At 46.3% G+C, this 20,841-nt stretch carries 18 protein-coding genes and 1 other RNA gene; 17 read left to right on the forward strand and 2 right to left on the reverse strand.

The genetic code is table 11. The features are described from left to right. Positions 1-22 precede the first annotated feature (22 nt). From dnaG to rnpB, 6 genes are all read left to right on the forward strand, one after another. Positions 23-1,870, forward strand: coding sequence for a DNA primase (gene dnaG, locus PCH02S_RS08165; protein WP_127451879.1), 1,848 nt, complete (start codon positions 23-25; stop codon positions 1,868-1,870). Positions 1,871-1,907: 37 nt separating this feature from the next. Beyond that, complete coding sequence (gene rpoD, locus PCH02S_RS08170) at positions 1,908-3,023, forward strand: RNA polymerase sigma factor RpoD (RefSeq protein ID WP_127451881.1); 1,116 nt, start codon at positions 1,908-1,910, stop codon at positions 3,021-3,023. Positions 3,024-3,135: 112 nt separating this feature from the next. Continuing rightward, on the forward strand, positions 3,136-3,966 hold the full coding sequence (locus PCH02S_RS08175) for a hypothetical protein (RefSeq protein WP_127451883.1): 831 nt from the start codon (positions 3,136-3,138) through the stop codon (positions 3,964-3,966). Between the two features lie 3 nt (positions 3,967-3,969). Next, positions 3,970-4,734, forward strand: a complete 765-nt coding sequence (locus PCH02S_RS08180; RefSeq protein ID WP_127451885.1) for a tRNA (adenine(22)-N(1))-methyltransferase — start codon at positions 3,970-3,972, stop codon at positions 4,732-4,734. Then, positions 4,710-5,819, forward strand: coding sequence for a Nif3-like dinuclear metal center hexameric protein (locus PCH02S_RS08185; protein ID WP_127451887.1), 1,110 nt, complete (start codon positions 4,710-4,712; stop codon positions 5,817-5,819). Before PCH02S_RS08180 ends, PCH02S_RS08185 begins: the two co-directional genes overlap by 25 nt. A 103-nt stretch (positions 5,820-5,922) precedes the next feature. Further along, positions 5,923-6,340: RNase P RNA component class A (gene rnpB, locus PCH02S_RS08190), an RNA gene on the forward strand. A gap of 109 nt (positions 6,341-6,449) precedes the next feature. On the opposite strand, the gene PCH02S_RS08195 is transcribed toward rnpB, so the two are convergent. Then, the gene (locus PCH02S_RS08195) at positions 6,450-8,390 is read right to left on the reverse strand and encodes a S8 family peptidase (RefSeq protein ID WP_127451889.1); all 1,941 of its coding nucleotides are present in this window, start codon (positions 8,388-8,390) and stop codon (positions 6,450-6,452) included. A gap of 173 nt (positions 8,391-8,563) precedes the next feature. On the opposite strand from PCH02S_RS08195, the gene PCH02S_RS08200 reads away from it, so the two are divergent. The 9 genes from PCH02S_RS08200 to PCH02S_RS08240 all read left to right on the forward strand — a co-directional run bounded on the left by PCH02S_RS08200 (position 8,564) and on the right by PCH02S_RS08240 (position 16,723). Next, positions 8,564-9,064 carry a YpuI family protein gene (locus tag PCH02S_RS08200; RefSeq protein ID WP_127451891.1) on the forward strand — a complete coding sequence of 167 codons (501 nt, stop codon included), beginning with the start codon at positions 8,564-8,566 and terminating at the stop codon, positions 9,062-9,064. A 78-nt stretch (positions 9,065-9,142) separates the two neighbouring features. After that, positions 9,143-10,237 carry a glycoside hydrolase family 15 protein gene (locus PCH02S_RS08205; protein WP_127451893.1) on the forward strand — a complete coding sequence of 365 codons (1,095 nt, stop codon included), beginning with the start codon at positions 9,143-9,145 and terminating at the stop codon, positions 10,235-10,237. A gap of 47 nt (positions 10,238-10,284) precedes the next feature. Next, positions 10,285-10,500 (forward strand): DUF1540 domain-containing protein, encoded by a 216-nt coding sequence (locus tag PCH02S_RS08210; RefSeq protein ID WP_127451895.1) that lies wholly within the window; start codon positions 10,285-10,287, stop codon positions 10,498-10,500. 2 nt (positions 10,501-10,502) lie between these two features. Beyond that, entirely contained in the window at positions 10,503-10,928 is a 426-nt protein-coding gene (locus PCH02S_RS08215; protein WP_127451897.1) for a hypothetical protein, read from the forward strand. Positions 10,929-11,278: 350 nt separating this feature from the next. Beyond that, positions 11,279-12,571, forward strand: a complete 1,293-nt coding sequence (locus tag PCH02S_RS08220; protein ID WP_127452391.1) for a hemolysin family protein — start codon at positions 11,279-11,281, stop codon at positions 12,569-12,571. A 143-nt stretch (positions 12,572-12,714) separates the two neighbouring features. Further along, the gene (locus PCH02S_RS36680; RefSeq protein ID WP_127451899.1) at positions 12,715-13,413 is read left to right on the forward strand and encodes a lytic transglycosylase domain-containing protein; all 699 of its coding nucleotides are present in this window, start codon (positions 12,715-12,717) and stop codon (positions 13,411-13,413) included. Positions 13,414-13,576: 163 nt separating this feature from the next. Further along, positions 13,577-14,755 carry a cysteine desulfurase family protein gene (locus PCH02S_RS08230; protein WP_127451901.1) on the forward strand — a complete coding sequence of 393 codons (1,179 nt, stop codon included), beginning with the start codon at positions 13,577-13,579 and terminating at the stop codon, positions 14,753-14,755. Beyond that, the gene (gene thiI, locus PCH02S_RS08235; RefSeq protein WP_127451903.1) at positions 14,752-15,960 is read left to right on the forward strand and encodes a tRNA uracil 4-sulfurtransferase ThiI; all 1,209 of its coding nucleotides are present in this window, start codon (positions 14,752-14,754) and stop codon (positions 15,958-15,960) included. Before PCH02S_RS08230 ends, thiI begins: the two co-directional genes overlap by 4 nt. Positions 15,961-16,042: 82 nt before the next feature. Then, complete coding sequence (locus PCH02S_RS08240; RefSeq protein ID WP_127451904.1) at positions 16,043-16,723, forward strand: TerC family protein; 681 nt, start codon at positions 16,043-16,045, stop codon at positions 16,721-16,723. A 94-nt stretch (positions 16,724-16,817) separates the two neighbouring features. On the opposite strand, the gene PCH02S_RS08245 is transcribed toward PCH02S_RS08240, so the two are convergent. Further along, positions 16,818-18,026 (reverse strand): MFS transporter, encoded by a 1,209-nt coding sequence (locus PCH02S_RS08245; RefSeq protein WP_127451906.1) that lies wholly within the window; start codon positions 18,024-18,026, stop codon positions 16,818-16,820. Between the two features lie 219 nt (positions 18,027-18,245). Here PCH02S_RS08245 and PCH02S_RS08250 point away from each other — a divergent pair, with 219 nt between their 5' ends. Together PCH02S_RS08250 and typA are read left to right on the forward strand one after the other, a co-directional pair. Further along, complete coding sequence (locus PCH02S_RS08250) at positions 18,246-18,728, forward strand: LiaI-LiaF-like domain-containing protein (RefSeq protein WP_127451908.1); 483 nt, start codon at positions 18,246-18,248, stop codon at positions 18,726-18,728. A gap of 164 nt (positions 18,729-18,892) precedes the next feature. Beyond that, entirely contained in the window at positions 18,893-20,734 is a 1,842-nt protein-coding gene (gene typA, locus PCH02S_RS08255) for a translational GTPase TypA (protein ID WP_127451909.1), read from the forward strand. Positions 20,735-20,841: the final 107 nt, after the last annotated feature.

Consider the following 20,841-nt stretch of genomic DNA (forward strand, 5'->3'; position numbering starts at 1 on the left):
CTGAATTGTGGGTGGAAATAACATGAGGTACGGACGCATACCTGAAGAGGTCATTGAGGCTGTACTGAAGCGCCATGACATCGTTGATGTGATTGGCAGGCACGTACATTTGAGCAAACAAGGGCATTATATGAAAGGGCTATGTCCTTTCCATTCAGAAAAAAGCCCTTCCTTCACGGTCACGCCGGAAAAACAAATTTATCGTTGTTTCGGGTGCAATGTTGGCGGGAATTTAATTCGTTTCGTTATGGAAATAGAAGGCCTTAGTTTTTCAGAAGCCGTTACAAAGCTGGCGGAAGAAGCGGATATCCCTATTACATGGGAGGAAGCGTCCGAGGAGCAGACCGAGCAGCAGCAAGAGAAAGCAGCCCTGCTGAAAGCATATGATTTTGCTGCTAAACTTTATCATTATATTTTAGGCAACACAGAGCAAGGCAAAGTGGCAAAAGGGTACTTGGCTTCAAGAGGTATTTCGGATAAGCTGATCGATACGTTTCAAATCGGTTATGCCCCTGCAATGTGGGATACGTTAGTCCAGCAGCTAGTGAAGCGTGAGTTCGACCTCTCCCTGATGGAGAAGGGCGGATTAATTTCGGCCAAACACGAAGGAACTGGCTACGTGGATAAATTCAGGGAGCGCATTATGTTCCCCATTTGCGATGCTGCCGGTAAGGTCATTGCGTTTGGCGGAAGGTCAATGGGCGATGCTCAGCCCAAGTATCTAAATAGTCCTGAGTCTGCTCTTTTTAATAAAAGCAGGACCATGTATAATCTTCACTTGGCTAGACCCAATATGCGAAAACTGCAGCAAGCGGTCCTTTTTGAAGGCTATGTAGATGTCATTAAAGCTTGGGAAGCAGGCATTAGCAATGGTGTCGCCACGATGGGAACTGCACTGACGAAAGAACACGCGGCGCTGCTGAACCGTAACGCCGATCAAATCGTCGTATGTTACGACGGGGATAACGCAGGACAATCGGCTGCTTTCAAAAGCATTCCGATCCTGGAAGAGACGGGAAGCCGAGTCACCGTAGCGATGATTCCGGATGGCAAGGACCCCGATGATTATGTAAAACAATATGGTTTTGACCGATTCGTACGGGAGATTATTGAACCTGCCGTACCGTCGATGAAATATAAGCTTTTGTACATCCGCAAAAATTTTAAGTTGCATGAGGACGGTGACCGACTTCGTTATCTGCAATCCGCTGTGAAGTTAATTAGTGAACTCCATTCTCCGATGGAAAGAGAACATTATTTGAAGCAGTTGGCTTCTGAATTCCCGGATTCTTCGTATGAGGCGATGAAGTTAGACCTTCACGAAATCTTGCTGCAATCGGAAAAAAACCGACCGGATGGGGATAATAAACCAATTCTGTGGAATAATGTTATGAATAATGGGAGAACAGCGGAACGAACACGCAAGAAAACGCCTTCGCTTTTGCCAGCTTATCACAATGCTGAACGATTGATTTTGGCTGTTATGATGCATGATCGTGACGTTTGCGCGCATGTGGAAGAACAGTTGGGAGATCAATTCAACGTTGAAGCTCACGCAGTCTTAGCTGCTTATTTATATGCTTACTACGCTCAGAATGCTGAGCCGGATGCAAGCCGATACATTGCCATGCTGCAAGACGAACAGCTGGAGAGCTTGGCCAGCTCCATCGTAATGATGGGAGCGGGTCATGGAATGAACGAACAAGTGATTGACGACTATATTCGCCAAATTCGTAAAGTTCCAATGCAAGAAGAAATTGAACGAAAGAAAGAAGAACGTGTTCGCGCTGAGCGCGAGGGCGACCATCTTCGAGCAGCACAAATTGCAATTGAAATTATCGCCCTAGAAAAACGATTGAAGTCAACGTAGAACTACTGAATTGACTAGGGAGGAGGGAGTCCGTACTATGGCGAATGATCAGCGTACAGAACTAGAGACAGAGTTGACCTTGGACCAGGTGAAAGACCAGCTTATCGAGCAAGGGAAAAAGCGGTCCTCACTTACTTACAAGGATATTATGGAAAAATTAGCTCCCTTCGATCAGGATCCTGAGCAAATCGATGAGTTTTTTGAGCAGCTATCGGAGCAAGGTATCGATGTTGGGAATGAATCGGATGACGATTCCATGAATCCTGAAGAAAACGATCGCGATGAATTTAACTTCGATGATGATCTGGCTTTGCCGCCAGGGATTAAGATTAATGATCCAGTTCGGATGTATTTGAAAGAAATTGGTCGTGTACCGCTTCTTTCTGCGGAAGATGAAGTGGGTTTAGCCAAACGGATTGAGAACGGGGACGAAGAGGCGAAGCGACGCCTGGCAGAAGCGAACCTAAGACTCGTTGTAAGTATCGCCAAAAGATATGTAGGCCGCGGCATGTTGTTCTTGGACTTGATCCAAGAAGGGAATATGGGGCTTATTAAAGCGGTTGAGAAGTTTGACCACACGAAAGGTTACAAGTTCTCTACGTATGCAACTTGGTGGATTCGTCAAGCCATCACCCGCGCAATTGCAGACCAAGCGAGAACGATTCGTATTCCTGTACATATGGTCGAAACCATCAACAAATTGATTCGTGTTTCCCGTCAATTGCTGCAAGAGCTGGGGCGCGAACCTACTCCTGAGGAAATTGCAAAAGAGATGGACCTAAGTACGGATAAAGTACGTGAAATCATGAAAATTGCACAAGAGCCTGTATCTTTGGAAACACCAATTGGTGAAGAAGATGACTCGCATTTGGGAGATTTCATTGAAGACCAAGAAGCGCTGGCGCCGGCAGATGCTGCTGCTTATGAACTTCTGAAAGAACAACTAGAGGACGTATTGGATACGTTGACTGAGAGAGAAGAGAATGTGCTTCGCTTACGTTTCGGTCTGGATGATGGTCGTACACGCACATTAGAAGAAGTAGGTAAAGTATTCGGTGTTACACGTGAACGGATTCGTCAAATTGAAGCAAAAGCCTTGCGTAAATTGAGACATCCTAGTCGTAGCAAACGCTTGAAGGATTTCTTGGAATAAATCGCTGTGAGAGGGCCCTGCCAGTTTCGGCGGGGTCTTTTTTTATTACAAAAGTACTACTAAAAGCTAAGCATGAAATCACCGATAAAGTAGTAGGAAGGTGAGCGATGATATGGATACAGAGAAAAGAAAAGTAATAGTTAAAGAAATCGATCACTGGCGGAGGAGCAAACTGCTTCCCGAACACTACTGTGATTTTCTGTTGAATTTGTACATGGATGAAACAACTCCGAAACCTGCATCCATCATGGGGGTTTCAGCGTCTTCAATTGCAAACAGTTCTTGGAAAATATGGTTAGGCATCATGGCGGTTATAGCCGCTCTGGCCTTATCTGCTCTTAATTTTAACTCTTTTGGAATGCCAATGCAAATTGGAATTTCCGCACTTTTTGTCATCGTTTGCTATGCGTTTGCGTATCGTCAATTTCCTAAATCCCCCGTGATTTCTTATCTGCTTTGTGGTGTTTCTTCAATTGCTTTGCTATTGTTAGGGCTATATTTAATGGATATGTATCAAGTGAATTCTCCTTATACGTATATTGGTTATTTAGCGTTTTGCAGTGTAGTGTGGTTAATTAACGGCGTAATAGGAAAAATGGGGATTTTCCAATTTTGCGGTTGGTTAGGGCTGGTTGGAACTTATGGTTGGTTGCTTTTGCAAAAGCTGAGCAATCCAGGTTGGTTCTCTCTTGAAATTAGTTGGATTCCGGTTAGTATTGTACTTATATGGATTGCTTGGCTTGCGCATCATACCAATAAGCAAGCAGCGAGCGTGCTTTTAGTTATCGGCGTGTTGGTTTGGTTTATCCCTGAAGCGATGACGTTTCTTACAGATGTTGATATGAGTTCCCGCGTCATTCAATTATCGTTTACAGGGAAGTTAGTTTCGGCGGGCGCGGCGTTTTTCTTGCTGCGTAAAAAATGGGTAGAGTGGGTCGTTTAAGAGATGGTAAAATTATCGAAGAGATTGCAAATGATCGCAGATCGTGTGCCAACAGGTTCTAAGGTGGCGGACATTGGATCCGACCATGCTTTGCTGCCGACCTATTTAGCGCAACAAGGTATAATTGTGTACGCCGTAGCAGGTGAAGTCAATCCGGGTCCTTTCGAGGCGGCGACACGACAAGTGCTTGAGAGCGGTTTGTCTAAAAAAATAAGTGTTAGATCCGGTGACGGTCTGGCGGTCATTGAACCAGGTGAAGTGAATGTCATCACGATTGCCGGTATGGGCGGCAGTTTAATGGCGAGTATTTTAGAAGCAGGCAAGCAGAAGCTCGAGGGTGTTACGCATCTGATTTTACAGCCCAATGTCGGGGAAGATCAGGTCCGCAAGTGGCTGCTTGCAGAGGGCTGGAACCTGGACGCGGAAGCGATCCTTGAAGAAGACGGGAAGATTTATGAGATTTTGACGGCTACAGCGGGAAGTGCTCAGGACAAGAACTCGCAGGAAGCTCTTTATGCCGAACGTACATTATCTGGAGGAATCGTTGTGAGCAAGGAGCGGCTGCTCCAAATGGGACCTTATTTATTAGAAGAAGCTCCCGAGGTATGGTTCAGCAAGTGGGATAGCGAATTGAAGAAATTGGCGATGATTGAAGGCCAGTTGAAACTGTCAACAGCGGAAGCATCAGCCCTGAAAGCAGAGCAAATCGCGCAAGAGATCAAAGAAATAAAGGAGGTACTCGCTTGTTTGCAAAAGGTCAAACCGTAATTCAGCTGTTTGAACAGCTGGCGCCCAAGCACTATGCGATGCCTGAGGATAAAATTGGCTTACAGCTGGGTTCTTTGCAAAAGGAGATTAAGAAGGTACTCGTTGCGCTGGATGTTAATGATGAAGTGGTGGACGAAGCGATTCGACTAGGCGCTGATCTTATTATTGCTCATCATGCGATCATTTTCAGGCCGCTTGCCCATCTTCAGACGGATACATCGGCAGGCAGACTCTATGAAAAATTAATCAAAAATGACATCGCTGTCTATATCGCACATACGAATTTGGATGTAGCCGAAGGCGGCGTCAATGACATGATGGCGGATAAACTCGGCCTCAAAGAGCTCACGCATCTTGAGGATGTGCACACAGAGAAGCTGCAAAAGCTGGTCGTCTTCGTGCCGGAGACGCACCACCAGGCTGTGCTGGATGCCCTCTTCACCGCGGGAGCGGGGTGGATCGGGCAGTACAGCCACTGCAGCTTCAACATCCCCGGAACGGGGACGTTCCTTCCGCAGGAAGGGACTCACCCGTATATCGGGGAAGCAGGCAAGCTTGAACGCGTACAGGAAGTACGCGTTGAGACGATCGTAACCGCCAGCGTCCAGCGCAAGGCGGTACAGGCAATGCTGAAGGCCCACCCCTATGAGGAGGTGGCCTATGACCTCTACCCGATGGACCTCAAGGGTAGAGTGTTCGGTCTCGGGCGCGTGGGCAAGCTGCCCGCGCCGATGACGCTTCGCGAGCTGACGGAGCTCGCGAAGACGGCGTTCGACGTGCCGATGGTGCGCGTCGTAGGCGATCTATCACGGCCCATCCGCAAGGTGGCCGTGCTGGGTGGTTCCGGCGGCCGCTATATGCGGCACGCCATGTTTGCCGGCGCCGATGTGCTGGTCACCGGCGACATTGACTACCATACCGCGCACGATGCGCTCGCGGCAGGGCTTACTTTGATCGACGTGGGGCATAACGTCGAGAAGATCATGAAACGCGGCGTAGCGGACTATCTCGCCGCGCAGTTAACCAAAACGGATACGCAAGTGCTGGCATCCGAGGTGAACACTGAACCGTTCCAGTTTCTGTAGGATACTCCTGTAGGATACTCCTGTAGGATTGTCGATGGCAGGCGAGGAAACGAACAACAGTTGTATTTCGGAGACATTCCTAGTATACTAGCAAATGCGTCGGAAAGTTTGACAGACAATCGCTGGCTGTGGGTAAGCCACAGCGAGAGGAAAGTCCGGGCTCCATAAGGCAGGGTGCTGGATAACGTCCAGTCAGCGCGAGTTGAAGGATAGGGCCACAGAAATGGACCGCCGATGGCTCATCTTCGGATGAGATCAGGCAAGGGTGGAACCGTGGTGTAAGAGACCACGAGGTTCTATGGTGACATAGATCCTGGTAAACCCCACTTGGAGCAAGACCTAGAGGAACGCTAGCTGTCTCCGAGGCAGCAGTCTTCGCCTGAGACGCGTTCGGGTTGGTCGCTTGAGCTGTGCAGCAATGTATGGCCTAGATAGATGATTGTCGCTTCAATGGTGGCAGGGGACAGACGCCCGTTATGACCACCGGAAGTACAGAACCCGGCTTACGGCAAACTTTCCATACTGTCGGTTACCCGCAAGGCTTCGGCTTTGCGGGTATTTCATTTTATGCAAGCAAAAAAGGCCACCCTGGGTATCGAATCCATCGAAACCAAAGGGCAGCCTTTTTAATTATTTGTGCAGGGCAACTCCTGCATATTTCTTGGACACAAGGTTCATCTGCCGAAACCAGCGGGAAGGCCAGTCGAAGCCGATATTCGGTTGTTCTTCCGCTTTTTGCACGGCTTTGACAACGTCGATCAAGCCATACCCGAAGTATTTATCATGACCCGGAGTGCCAATATCTTGCGCAGTGTCTCTCATGATTTGATAAACTTCCGTGTTTTTCAAATTAGGATTTGTTGAACGGATTAATGCTGCTAATGCAGTCACATGCGGGCTAGCCATGGATGTGCCCGACAATGCGGCATATTGATTATTTGGATACGTGCTGGCAATACTTACGCCTGGCGCCGTTACATCGATATAATCTCCGTAATTGGAAAAAGGTGCTTTGTTGTTCTCTGAATCGCTGGCTGCGACAGCGAACACCTCCGGATAAGCGGCAGGGTAGCCTGGCCGTTCCGTATTATCATTTCCGCTCGCCGCGATCAAGGCCACGTCTTTATCGTAAGCATATTTAATAGCATCATGCAGAAATCCGGAATCCGCATAGTTGCCTAGGCTTAAATTCATTACTTTGGCGCCATGATCAGCAGCCCAGATAATGCCTTGAGCCACGGAATAGGTGCTGCCTGCCCCGGTTTGATCCAAGACTTTAACCGGCAGTACTTTGTTATACCAGCTGATTCCAGCTACGCCTAAATTATTGTTAACGAGTGCTGCGATAACTCCGGTTACGTGAGTTCCGTGTCCAACATCATCCTGCGGTTGATCCCCCCCGCTGATCACATTATAGCCAGGCAGAAGCTTGTCTTTTAAATCCGGATGCTGCAAGTCCACGCCTGTATCTACAACAGCCACAACGACATCTTTGGTGCCTCGGTTCAACTGCCAACCTTGCTCGGTTTCAATCAGCGGCAGATTCCATTGATACCGGCTGTACAGATTGTCATTAGGCTTGAAGTTCGGAGCAATGCTCGTTGTTTCATCAGGACTAGTTGTGCTGTCAGTGCTATCGGCATAGTCGGTTGAATCTTTTTCATCGGCAGCTTCTTGATCATCGTAATAATCATTGGTCAAATACAAGAAATGAGGCTCCACATAAGCAACATCCCATTTTTTAAAATAGGCCATTAACGCTTTAGCTTCCATACCTTCCGTGCGGAAAACATAAGTGTAACCCAGCTTCTGCATCGAATTGGTTTTGATTTCTGACTTTATTTGAGACAATTGAGCTTCGGTAGGGTCGTTCTTGAACTTAACAACAACTTCGTTTTGATGATAGTGGCTTGTGCCTTGATTATCCTCTGGATGATCCACCACTTTGTCTTTTAAAGTATCGGTATCTACCGACTCGACTTTCCAGCGATTTTCGTTTGGATAAGGCTCTAGACGTAAATTTTTCATCTGATGGTCAGTCACATGGTGAAGAATGTCTTGATGAATAACGCCTATGAGGGAAGAATTACCATCTGTAGATGGCGTCCCCTGTACAAAAAACACCTGCTGCGCGGCCCCAAATTTCGGCGACTGATAATGCTTGCCTGATTCTGCAGCTGCTTTGGCCTCCGCTAAATACTTGCTTGCTTGCTCCTTATAAGTGGCAGGAATTTCTCCAACTTTTATTCCTTGATCCAAAGCTTGTTTGTTTTTTGACCAAATCAGAACATCCATTTTTTCATGCTGTGTTTTCATATCCCGAAGCACTTTGGCTGCGGACTCACCTGATTCAATTTGGGAGATCATCTTGGAGTAATCAATGGAGCACTGGGAGCGGCATAAATCATCAGTTAACTTTACATCTTGCTGCAGTAGGGAAAGCTTCTGTTCCGTCTCATACTTCGCGCTGTAAACCTCAGGACCGGGTGTATTCTCGTTATTCGAGTGGTGGGGAAATAGAACGAAACCTAATCCAAGAACTAGACTAATAGAAGATAGATAACGCCACATCGATAGTCCTCCTTCTTAACTCGTTTCTCCGCTTCTGTCAGCAAATACAGTGTCTTTAATTATAGTGAGGTTCGAGGGATTCTTTTATGCATGGAATCGGGAGTTTTACATATACCTTTTCAGGTTAATTTATGGTAGGATAGGAATAGCGCAATTAGAGGAGGTCTTCATAAATGGCTGTTTTTAATGTCAAAAATATTTGTGATTCAACACGTACGAAGTTAAAAGAAACAACCGCTAAAATGGAGCTGTTTCTGAATCAACATTCGCTTTCACAACTCAATGTAGAGAATGATCCCGCTATGGATGAATTTTATCGTGGTTATCTCCAAGATACACGTCATCTATTAGTTTTCTGTGAAGTGGCCTATGAGAAATTGGGCGTAAGTTTGAGACGACCAACTTTTAATGTTGATTTTTCGGAAAAAGTATTGTATGAGGTATATCATACTTGCGTGAATACATTTTTCTATCCTAAAAATGAGTGCTATTCCGAGGATGGGCGTTACGCTTATACCGGACAAGATGCTATTCGTTTCCGCAAAAAGCCTTCCCGTGATGTGAGAGATTTAACCATTGAATTGTCCAAAGTATTCGAAGAGCTTCGCGAGGATCTGGCTTATTATGAGACAGATTACATCACGCAGCGCCGTATGCAAGGTGAAAAAGTATAATTGTGATGCAAAATTACAAAAGATATAAGGGATGCGGCTAGCAGCGCATCTCTTTTCATTTAAAAGGGGACATGGTGCATGCAGCGTGAACAGTTAATCAACCACTCGATCTCGATTATAAAAGGCAATCAGCATCCTCGCGGAGGGTACATCGCATCTCCACTTTTCCCGCCTTATGCGTACAGTTGGCTGCGCGACGGTACATTTATAGCTCATGCAATGGATCGTACGGGGGAGACTGACAGCTCTGCGCTTTTCCATCGATGGGTTGCCGGAGTTCTGAGGAACAAACGTTCGCGTGTCGATGCGCTTATACATAAACATAATAACAAAGAGTGGATCGACCGTTCCGAGTTTTTGGGGACACGTTATCATCTGGATGGCCGAGACGATGTTTCGGAATGGGGCCACTTTCAATTGGATGGTTACGGGGCTTGGCTCTGGGGACTTACGGAGCATGTGAAAACAACCGGGAATAAAGAAATGCTGAATGAACTCCGGGAAAGTATTGAGATTACGGTTGATTATTTGATGACGTTCTGGCATTATCCGAACTTTGATTGTTGGGAAGAGTTTCCAGATTATGTGCATCCTGCAACGCTAGCCTGTGTGTATGGCGGTTTGAAGGCATTAGGAGAATTAGAGCAGCGTCCTCAGCTGTTGGAGAAGGCGTCTATGATTAAGCACTTCATCTTTAGCAATTGCGTCAACGAGGGCCGATTTGTGAAGTCTGTTCACTGTCTGGATGAAATATGGAAGCCGGCCTTAATGGGCGTAGATGCAAGTCTGCTGTGGCTTGCTGTTCCATTTGGTGTATGCGAAGCAGACGATCCAATTATGCGGAAAACGGTGCAAATAATTGAAAGTGAACTGAAACACGAAGGTATTCAGCGTTATGTAGAAGACCGTTACTACGGCGGCGGTGAATGGCTTCTGCTAACGGCTTGGTATGGATGGTATCAGAAAGAGCTCGGGAACCATGAAGAGGCGCAGCGTTGTCTGGAATGGATCATAAGCAAGGCTGATCACCTTGGGCGTCTTCCCGAACAAGTTCCCGATGAGCTTAGAGAGTCTTCCGCTTATTCAGAGTGGTTGGGCAAATGGGGGGAACCTGCACTGCCGCTCCTTTGGTCTCATGCGATGTTTTTGGTGCTATCTGACAGTCTGGCCTGAGCATAGCTCGCCCTGATAGCGGGCAAATTGTTAGTGGGGTGATGACTATGCCAGATGTCAAATGTTCAGTTGCCAACTGCGAATATTGGACGCAAGGAAACAACTGCAACGCAGGAACCATTATGATTGAAGTAGATCAGCATGCCAACGCCAATTACAATGAAGAATTTGCAGGGGAATCATTCGATACCGATCATCAAGATGCAGCGAGCAAAGCCGCGAACACTTGCTGCCACACCTTTCAAGCAAAGAAGAAGCAGTAATCATGCGCCAGCATGGAGGCAATTTGGATAAAACCACCAAGGAGCGGTTCCAGAGGGAGCAGCTTCGGACTGAAAGTGGTTTGAACAGCAAGGAAGAATATGCAGCCGAGATAACAGCGCCCTCGCGGAGAATTCATTATGCCGAGCCCTATCAAGCGAAACATGCAGAGGTTGAGAAGTCGGAAGTTTCCGATGAGGAAATCGATGATTTAGTTGAAGCTGTTACGCGAAATAAAGCGGTAGGATACATCGCTTTGTTCGTCGCATTGGCTTCCCTCTTTGTGTGGCCTGTACTGCTTGGCGTATCGGGCATTATTTTAGGGGTTATCGCATTCCTGATGGGCAACAAGGGAATCGGAACCTGGTCAGTCGTACTTGGATTTATAGCTGTTGCTGCCTATTTTTTACTGTTTCCTTTTTACTCTTAGTGTTGGATAAACATGATGGAAAAGCAAGCCGAGACATCGGCTTGTTTTTCTTTTTCAGAAGGAAAATCGGGTATATTCGTGTTTTAGGGGGATAATTAGCGGGTAAAGACTCATTATGGCATCATTTTAAACCCTATACTCCCGTTTGCTCGTACTATTTGGCTTCAAGAGTCATATTCGCACCTTTGAATGATTACAGTATTATTATATAATGAAAAGTGATAATTCAACTTTAAATTAAAATTAAGGGAGGTGTACCTACTCTCCTTGGTGCCTTTAACCGCGCTTGACAGGGGATAGGTAAGGTATTGGAAGATCCTTTGCCCGAAACGTTAATTAGCTTTTTATTAATGTTTGGACTGGTGTTACTGAATGGTTTTTTTGTCGCAGCTGAATTCGCGATGGTGAAAGTAAGAGGTAGTCGAATTGATTCTCTTGTAGATGAAGGTCGCCGTAATGCGAAATTTGCGCAAGGAATTATGAACAATCTCGATGCGTACTTAGGTGCTTGTCAGCTCGGGATTACACTTACTTCGTTGGGACTTGGTTATGTCGGGGAGCCGACCTTTGCAAAAATTTTGGAACCACTATTCGCTCCGCTGAATTTACCAGATTCGGTGTTCCACACGATTACCTTTATTATTGCCTTTTCATTGATGACTACTTTGCATATTACACTGGGCGAGCAATTCCCCAAAACCTATGCCATTCGTAAAGCTGAACAGATCACATTGCTTTCCTCGGGACCGATGGTCTTATTTTACAAAATCATGTATCCATTTATTTGGTTGCTGAACGGGATCTCCAATTGGATGCTTCGCCGCGCCGGCATTGAACCGACAACGGAACATGAATCAGCGCATACGGAGGATGAAATTCGCGTCCTCATGAAAGAAAGCCACAAAAATGGACTTATAGATAATACAGAGCTTACGCTTGTTGATAATATATTCGGATTCGCCGAGACAACAGCTAGAGAAATCATGATTCCAAGAACTGAGATGGAATGTTTGTATGCAGGACTGTCCTATTCGGAGAATCTAGCGATAGCGATTAAGGAAATGCGTACACGTTATCCGGTATGTGATCCGGACAAAGACAACATAATCGGCTTCGTTCACATCAAGGATTTGCTTAAGCCGGATGCTAACCTGAAAGGCATCAAGAAAATTATTCGTCCGATTACGACGGTACCGGATTCCATTCATATCAGTGACTTGCTGAAAATGATGCAAAAAAGAAAAAGCCAGATGGCCTTGCTTATTGATGAATACGGCGGAACTTCAGGGCTTGTCACACTGGAAGACATCATGGAAGAAATCGTTGGTGAAATTCAGGATGAGTTTGACGAGGAACGTCCAACGATCGAAATCAAAGACGAGAACACGTTTTCCATTGACGGTCTGCTTTTAATCGATGAAGTGAATGATTACTTCGGGCTTGATATCGAGTCCGACGATTATGATACAATTGGCGGCTGGATCTACTCCCAGACAGAGATTCCGCCTAGCAAGAATCAACAAGTGGCCTATAACGATGAATTTTTGTTCATCGTGGAAGAAACGGATCATTTGCGAATTTCGAGATTAATTGTTAGAAAAATGACGGAACAAGATGAGTTTCTACAACAGAACATATCTTGAACGGATAGAGGGACAGTCGAATGACTGTCCTTTTTTTATATTTCGGGGCTCGCAGGGAGGAAACGGAAATTTTAGGATAGTCGGGAGGGCACAAAACGTGTACAATAAAAACAACGAATGATATACGAAACGAGGTCTGACGGATGAACGGCACGAACAGTATTGATCCAAGAGTTCTGAAAGAGCTGCTGCAGCTTCAGGTGATGGGAAGAATTAATTTGTTATCCGGGGATACCGATACATCCAGCACGGATGATTCCAGTGACTTCAGCACGCTGCTGAATACGTTAATGGGACAAGCTTCCGGTTCTGATCTAGACGGTCAATCTAATCTCAATCCGCTGACGGCGAATAACATACCTAGCTCCTTGGGCGCTTTGAATAAAGCCTATAGCCCTCTCCAAAGTTGGAGTCGCACGACATCTACTTCACAGTTTGATGATTTAATCAAAGAGGCCAGCGCGAAATATGGCGTCGATGAATCCCTCGTGAAAGCGGTCATTCAACAGGAATCCGATTTCAATCATCAGGCGGTATCCCCGGCTGGCGCTAAAGGTCTAATGCAGCTTATGGACGGCACCGGACGCGGCTATGGCGTGACGAATCCATTTGATCCTAAACAGAACGTGGATGCCGGTACACATTTCTTGAGCAATCTGATTCAGAAGTACAATGGCAATGAAGGAGTTGCTCTTGCTGCGTACAATGCGGGTCCAGGCCGTGTGGATCGCTTAGGCATCAAGAATGACCAGGACCTATCTAATAAATTGCACCAATTACCGAAGGAAACGCAAGCTTATGTTTCTCAGGTATTAGGGCATAAGATGAAATTTTCACTGTAGGCGGCAATTTCAAGGAGCTGATTTTCGCATGAATCATGCGGAGATCGGCTTTTTGCATTCATCGGCATGCTTGAGTTATGAGCGGTTTTAAGTTTTAATGATGAAAGGAATTTATTTTAATTGCGCAACTGCAGGGCATGGAAAAAGGGGAATCAGCAAGAACATGCTATATTTGGATAACGCGGCAACCACACCGCCATATAACGAAGTCGTCGATACGATCGCAGATGTTATGAAAATGCACTATGGAAACCCATCATCCATCCATGGATTAGGTGTCCAAGCAGAGAAGCTGCTGCAAAGCGCTAAAGAAGTGATAGCGGGAGCTTTAGGCGTGATGCCGGCTGGTATTATCTGCACATCCGGAGGAACAGAGAGTAACAATCTAGCAATCCGGGGGGCTGCCTATCAATATCAGAATCGAGGCAAGCATCTAATCACAACACAAATTGAGCATCCTTCTGTGAAGGAAGTTTTCCTTCGTTTAGAGCGAGAGGGATTTCGCGTCACCTATTTGCCCGTTAACCGGAACGGTTGTCTGGAAGTAGAGACGCTTCGCGAAGCTCTTTGTGAAGATACGATATTGGTCAGCGTCATGTACGTCAATAACGAAGTAGGCACAATTCAGCCTATTCAGGCAATCGGGCAGTTACTTGCCAAGTACTCGAAAGTGATGTTTCATGTAGACGCCGTGCAAGGCATCGCAAAACTACCTTTATCGATGAAGGAATGGGGCATAGATTTATGCAGCGTTTCTGCGCACAAGTTTCGCGGGCCCAAAGGGGTGGGCTTTTTGTACCGCAGAGAAGGCGTACAGCTGAAGCCGCAGCTCGTTGGCGGGGGACAAGAAGACGGGCTTCGCTCAGGAACGGAGAACGTTCCGCTCATCGTTGGGATGGCCAAGGCGCTGCGTTTATCCATGCAGAACTTGCCAGCAAAGCTGGAGCATAAATACCGTCTAAGACGTCATCTTGCAGACGGTATTCTAACGATTCCGGAGCTTACCTTAATGGGCTCCGAACGTCATGAGGAGATGGCTCCGCACATTGTCCATTTTGCTTTTACCGGAATGAAAGCGGAAGTTGTCGTACATGCGTTAGAGCAACGACAAATCTATATTTCAACGAAATCAGCTTGTGCTTCGGATGCCACTGATCCTAGTGAAGTTATGCTGGCGTTAGGGTGTACGCGTGAGCAAGCGGTCAGCGGGCTTAGAGTGAGCTTTTCGGATGAGCATCAAATAGAGGATATGGAACAATTTTTGCTAGCACTTAGGGAAGTTGTGAACGAACTTTCCCCCATGTTAAGCAAATCAACAGCCAGAAAGGGGCAGCAAAAATGAAACCGGATTGTTTAATCTTGCGTTTTGGTGAATTAACACTGAAAGGCAGGAATCGTAAGCGTTTTGAGAACAGTGTCATCAAGCAAATTCGTAAAGTTTTAGGGGCATTTCCAGATTTGAGGTATATTCCGGAGTACGGGCGCGTATATGTGGAGCTAGGGGGAGCAGCGTATGAAGAGGCTTCGGAGGCATTGCAGCGCGTATTTGGACTGGCATCGTTCAGCCCGGCCTATCATGCTCCTATGGAGCCAGAGGCCATTAAAGAAGTGGCACTGAGCATAATGCAAAATCTGCCTAAACCTCCAAGTACCTTTAAGGTGAATGTCCGGAGGGTCAATAAAGCTTTTCCGTTAGACTCCCAGGAAATGAATTATCTCATCGGCGGCTACATTCTTGAAGCAATCCCTGGTTTGCAAGTGGACGTTCGTCATCCGGAAATCGAGCTTCGCGTGGAAATTCGTGAAGATCAAGTGCTTTTGTATGCAGAAGTGATTGAGGGAGCGGGAGGATTCCCGGCAGGCACGAGCGGCAAGGCGCTGCTGATGCTTTCCGGAGGGATTGACAGTCCTGTAGCAGGATGGTTAGGGATGCGAAAAGGGCTGACTCTCGAAGCGATACACTTTCACAGTTATCCGTATACAAGTGAGCGGGCAAAGGATAAAGTGATAGATCTGGCTCACCAGCTTTCAGGGTACACAGATTCTATCAGGCTGCACCTCGTGCCATTTACGGATGTGCAGACGTCCATACACCGTGAATATAAGGATAACTTATTAGTCACGCTGATCCGAAGAGCTATGTATCGCATTGCGGAGCAAATTGCCGATCGTGAAGGTCTAAGTGCTCTGGTGACTGGAGAAAGCTTGGGTCAGGTGGCCAGTCAAACGCTGCCAAGCTTGAATGTGATCGGCCGCGTCGTCACCTTGCCGATTTTGCAGCCGCTGATGATGATGGACAAGCAAGAAATTATTCGAATTGCTGAAAGCATCGGCACGTTCCCGATTTCTATTTTACCTTATGAAGATTGCTGCTCCTTATTTCTTCCTCCTTCTCCGAGCACCAATCCGAATCTGCAAATGGTTGAGCGAATCGAGAACGGCATGAGTTTTTTGCCTGAATTAATTCAGCAAGCCATAGATCAAACCGAAACAATCGAAATCGTACATGGTCAAATGAAGAAGGTGCCTGATCAGCATTTCTTCTAAGTGCTTTTCTGGCGCCGAACAGTAGGTGACTTCATCGCCGCTCTTCACCAGCTCACCATGTATCCCGGGAGGAAGATAAAGCATGATTGATGCGCTCATTTTGTTTTTACAAATTATGTTGATCAATATTGTGCTTAGCGGCGATAATGCAGTTGTTATTGCGCTGGCGAGCAAAAATCTTCCCGTCGAACAGCGTAAGCTGGCCGTGTGGTGGGGGGCTTTCGGAGCCATAGCGTTGCGGCTTGTGCTGACGTTAGTCGCTGTAAGCCTGCTCGATATTCCCTATATTCAAGCGGGTGGTTCGATCTTATTGTTCTGGATTGCCATCAAATTATTGACCGATGATGACAGTCATGCAAATGTGAAAGAGGCTTCAACGTTGGGCAAAGCGATCTGGACCATTATCGTCGCGGATTTCGTGATGAGTCTTGACAACGTGCTGGCGATTGCAGCCAAAGGCAACGGCAATAATACGGTAATCATACTGGGGATTGGACTTAGTATTCCGATCATTATTTGGGGAAGCACACTTGTTATGAATTTGCTGCACAAGTATCCGGTTCTTGTTCTTTTAGGGGCAGGCATTCTTGGTTATACAGCAGGTGAAATGTTCGTAAAAGACGAGAAAATGATCGATTGGTTCCTGCACGATTACGAGTTTCTGCATGTCTGGATCCCGATTGTAGCCTCCGCGCTTGTCATCGTCATTGGAGTTTCCGTGAAGTGGTTGAGATTGCTGCAATTAAAAACAAGAAACGAATAGGGAAGATGAAAACCGCCAAGCTGGTCTTATCCAGCGAAGCGGTTTTCTTGTTGTTGGGAGAAACTCTGGGCAGTGGCTCACCACGTTATATTCCTTATCGTTGCGGAAGCTGTACGCTTCGCCAAACGTGCCAGAAGCTCCATCCATATATAAGCAGAAACACAATGATGAGTACGCTTGAGAAGCGGTACATGAGCGCATAGCTGCCGCTTAAGTTCGCTAAGGCGCCAAGCACCATGGCACCAAGTCCGATGCCTAAGTCGTTGGCGGAGAAGAACGTGCCGTTCGCTGCGCCGCGACGATCAGGGGCTGCGCGAGCAATCGTCCATGCCTGCAAGGCAGGCTGGATGGAACCAAAGCCGATTCCATAACATAGCGCCGCAATCGCCAAGCTGAATTCTGTGCGCGCGTATGAAAGCAGAAGCAGTCCGGTTATCGTGAAAAGTGCTCCAGGCAGCAGCACCCATTCAGGACCTTTTCGATCAAAAAGCACGCCTGTTATAGGCCGTACAATAAGCACCATAGAAGCATTGCACAGAAAAAACCAGCCTACATTTGAAATGCCGGCTTCAAGGCCGAACAAAGTAATGAAAGTCACGATCCCTCCATAACAAATGGCCGTACACAGCAGTAAAACCGAGGGGAGCAAAGCCGTACGTTCCCATAAGCGATCAATAAGCTTAGTCTTTTGAATCGACTTTTCGACAGGTACAGGTTTGGCGTAGGAAATAAAAAGTGAACTAAATAAGGAGAGCACAGCCAGCAGTGAAGAAATTAAGAGAACGCGATGAAAACTGTACGTTTGCATGATCCATAATCCGGTAAGCGGAGCAAGCGCCATGGCAAAGGTATTGGATAATCCGTAATATCCCATACCTTCCCCGCGGCGTTCAGGCGGAATGATATCAGCGATTACCGTCCCTAAGGACGTCGTAGATATGCCCCAACCAATTCCATGAACGAACCGTGCGGCAAGGATGAGTGCAATGACAGCCATATACGAATAGCCGGCAATCGTAAGCGCACAGATCGTTAATCCAACAAGCAGCACGTGCTTTCTACCTAACAGGTCGAGCGCCCTGCCGGCAAATGGACGAGTTAGAAGCGATGAAATTGTAAAAATACCGATAACGAGTCCGACTTGAAAGTCATTCCCCCCTAACTGCGATATATGTGTAGGGATGGTTGGGATCAGCATTTGAAAACTGAAAAAAAGCAGTAAATTGGACAATGAGGTGACGAGAAAAACTTTGGTCCAGAGCGGTTTTCGTTTTTTCTGTTCATTTTCAGATAAAGATATCATGTGGCCTCCCGTGTTGAACGTATGCCAACCTGCTAGATAGAGGGAAATCAGGCAGTACGCCTTTAAGAAGTATGCCCCAAGGAAGGGAAATGAACGCAAAAAACGGCGTGCCCGCAAATAGGTTGCAGGCTAGCAATTTTGAGCAAGGTACGATAAACTACTTGTTGAATGGTGTCGAAAGTGACATCGAATTGACAAGTGAAATAGGAGGGAATTGTAATGGCTAGAAATAGCTACTCCATCGGTATCCTGTTAATTGGCCTGGCCGTATTATTGCTTCTTGGGAAATTAGGCGTTATCCACTTTATTTTTTCCTTCTTCTGGCCTCTTGTTTTGCTTGCACCTGGATTGCTTTTTCACATTTTGTTCTTTAACCGCACTTGGCCGGCAGGCGTACTCGTCCCTGGAGGTATTTTGACGACGTACGGCTTGATGTTCTTTTTCTGCAATATATTTGGTTGGGGTTCAATGAGCTATCTCTGGCCTGGATTCATACTCGGTGTAGCCGTCGGATTATATGAGTTGCATCTGTTCGATCGCGGAAGTGACCGTGGGGTGTGGATAGGCGCACTAGTGCTTGGTATCGTTTCAGCCGTGCTTTTTGGAATTACGCTGCTTGTCAAATTAGGGATATATGTAATCGCTTTGATCCTTGTTGCAGCTGGGCTTCTTATGATTTTTCGGAGGAAAAATGTGTGGTAAACCGAATGTGTTTTATGTAAAAGTTTTATGTTGCTCGTCAATTATCTTGCATAATGTCGAGAAACTGCGTATAATAAACATAAATGTCAAGCGTCGGCGCTTTTGTCCGACGCTTGTTTTATGAACAGAGACGAAAATTATAGGGTAGAGAGGGTTTGACATTCATGCAAGCAAGAGAAAAGATCCGCAATATTGCAATTATCGCTCACGTTGACCACGGCAAAACAACACTCGTTGATAAGTTACTTCAACAATCCGGTACATTCCGTGACAATGAAGCTGTCCAAGAAAGAGCGATGGACTCAAACGATCTCGAAAGAGAACGCGGTATTACCATTCTTGCAAAAAATACAGCGATTAATTATAAAGATTACCTTATTAATATCGTAGATACACCTGGACACGCCGACTTTGGCGGTGAAGTAGAACGTATCATGAAGATGGTTGACGGCGTTTTGCTCGTTGTTGATGCCTTCGAAGGTACAATGCCGCAAACAAAGTTCGTTCTTCGTAAAGCCCTTGAAAGCAACCTGAAGCCAGTTGTTGTCGTTAATAAGATTGACCGTCCGAATGCTCGTCCAGCTGAAGTTGTGGACGAAGTTCTTGACTTGTTCATCGAGCTTGGTGCGACAGATGAGCAGCTTGATTTCCACGTAGTATATGCTTCCGCGTTGCAAGGTACTTCCAGTCTTGACCCTGATAAACAAGATCAGAACATGGAAGCTATTTATGAAACGATCGTTACGCACATTCCTTCTCCGACAGAAGATGTGGATCAACCGTTGCAATTCTTAGTTACACTGATGGATTACAACGAATACCTTGGTCGTATCGGTGTAGGCCGTGTAAACCGTGGTAAAATTCGTCAAGGCCAAACCGTTGCGGTAATGACTCGTGAAGGCGGACAAAAGCAAGCGAGAATCGAGAAGCTATTCGGCTTCAATGGTTTGAAACGTATTGAGATTGAAGAAGCGGCTGCAGGGGACATCATTGCCATTGCCGGTATCAAAGATATCAACATTGGCGAAACAGTAGCAGATCCAGCGAACCCTGAAGCTTTGCCGGTATTGAAAATCGATGAGCCTACACTGCAAATGACATTTGTCGTGAACAATTCGCCATTCGCAGGTCGTGAAGGTAAATGGGTTACTTCCCGTAAAATTCGTGAGCGTCTGTACAAAGAGCTTGAAACAGATGTAAGTTTACGCGTTGAAGATACAGACAGCCCGGATGCTTTCATCGTATCTGGCCGCGGTGAGCTTCACTTGGGTATTTTGATCGAAAACATGCGTCGTGAAGGTTTTGAATTGCAAGTTTCCAAACCGGAAGTTATCATTCGTCAAGTTGAAGGTCAAAAAATGGAGCCGATCGAGCGTTTGATCATCGACGTTCCAGAAGACAGCATGGGTTCCGTTATGGAGAGCTTAGGTTCACGCAAAGCGGAAATGGTTAACATGATCAACAACGGCAGCGGCAACGTTCGCCTTGAGTTCCTGATTCCAGCGCGTGGTTTGATCGGCTACAGAACGAATTTCCTAACATTGACTCGTGGTTATGGAATTATGAACCACGCTTTCGACAGCTACGGTCCATACCAAGGAGCCAACGTTGGCGGACGTCATGAAGGCGTACTTGTATCCAGTGAAACAGGCGTTTCCACGCTGTACGGTATTCTTTCCGTAGAAGATCGCGGTATCCTGTTCGTTCACCCGCAAACGGAAGTTTACGAAGGCATGATCGTTGGTGAGCACACACGCGACAACGACATCATCGTGAATATTTGTAAAGAAAAAGCGGTAAACAACATCCGTTCCGCGAACAAAGAAGAAACGGTGAAAATGAAAACTCCTCGCGTATACTCTTTGGAGCAAGCTCTTGAGTATTTGAACGATGATGAGTACTGCGAAATTACGCCAAAATCCGTTCGTATCCGTAAAAAGATCTTGAACAAAAGCGAACGTGAACGTGCTGAGAAACAACGTAAAGTGGCTGAAGCTAACGTCTAGTTCACAATGTGTTCTTAATAGGGGAAATGTCAGCCTTCCGGCGGCATTTCCCTTTATTTATTTGCGCAATTGAGCGATAATACAATAAGTTGACTTTACTTTTTAAG

Origin of the sequence: Paenibacillus chondroitinus NBRC 15376, assembly GCF_004000765.1 — a bacterium.
Classification (GTDB): domain Bacteria; phylum Bacillota; class Bacilli; order Paenibacillales; family NBRC-103111; genus Paenibacillus_E; species Paenibacillus_E chondroitinus.

What these genes read in the sequence shown, in the direction of transcription:
- PCH02S_RS08250 (WP_127451908.1), top strand. Translation starts at nt 18,246, where the DNA reads ATGGCTAGAAATAGCTACTCCATCGGTATCCTGTTAATTGGCCTGGCC.
- PCH02S_RS08180 (WP_127451885.1), top strand. Translation starts at nt 3,970, where the DNA reads ATGGTAAAATTATCGAAGAGATTGCAAATGATCGCAGATCGTGTGCCA.
- PCH02S_RS08245 (WP_127451906.1), bottom strand. Translation starts at nt 18,026, where the DNA reads ATGATATCTTTATCTGAAAATGAACAGAAAAAACGAAAACCGCTCTGG.
- PCH02S_RS08205 (WP_127451893.1), top strand. Translation starts at nt 9,143, where the DNA reads ATGCAGCGTGAACAGTTAATCAACCACTCGATCTCGATTATAAAAGGC.
- PCH02S_RS08210 (WP_127451895.1), top strand. Translation starts at nt 10,285, where the DNA reads ATGCCAGATGTCAAATGTTCAGTTGCCAACTGCGAATATTGGACGCAA.
- PCH02S_RS08195 (WP_127451889.1), bottom strand. Translation starts at nt 8,390, where the DNA reads ATGTGGCGTTATCTATCTTCTATTAGTCTAGTTCTTGGATTAGGTTTC.
- thiI (WP_127451903.1), top strand. Translation starts at nt 14,752, where the DNA reads ATGAAACCGGATTGTTTAATCTTGCGTTTTGGTGAATTAACACTGAAA.
- PCH02S_RS08220 (WP_127452391.1), top strand. Translation starts at nt 11,279, where the DNA reads ATGTTTGGACTGGTGTTACTGAATGGTTTTTTTGTCGCAGCTGAATTC.
- dnaG (WP_127451879.1), top strand. Translation starts at nt 23, where the DNA reads ATGAGGTACGGACGCATACCTGAAGAGGTCATTGAGGCTGTACTGAAG.
- PCH02S_RS08215 (WP_127451897.1), top strand. Translation starts at nt 10,503, where the DNA reads ATGCGCCAGCATGGAGGCAATTTGGATAAAACCACCAAGGAGCGGTTC.
- PCH02S_RS08240 (WP_127451904.1), top strand. Translation starts at nt 16,043, where the DNA reads ATGATTGATGCGCTCATTTTGTTTTTACAAATTATGTTGATCAATATT.
- PCH02S_RS08200 (WP_127451891.1), top strand. Translation starts at nt 8,564, where the DNA reads ATGGCTGTTTTTAATGTCAAAAATATTTGTGATTCAACACGTACGAAG.
- PCH02S_RS08230 (WP_127451901.1), top strand. Translation starts at nt 13,577, where the DNA reads ATGCTATATTTGGATAACGCGGCAACCACACCGCCATATAACGAAGTC.
- typA (WP_127451909.1), top strand. Translation starts at nt 18,893, where the DNA reads ATGCAAGCAAGAGAAAAGATCCGCAATATTGCAATTATCGCTCACGTT.
- PCH02S_RS08175 (WP_127451883.1), top strand. Translation starts at nt 3,136, where the DNA reads ATGGATACAGAGAAAAGAAAAGTAATAGTTAAAGAAATCGATCACTGG.
- rpoD (WP_127451881.1), top strand. Translation starts at nt 1,908, where the DNA reads ATGGCGAATGATCAGCGTACAGAACTAGAGACAGAGTTGACCTTGGAC.
- PCH02S_RS36680 (WP_127451899.1), top strand. Translation starts at nt 12,715, where the DNA reads ATGAACGGCACGAACAGTATTGATCCAAGAGTTCTGAAAGAGCTGCTG.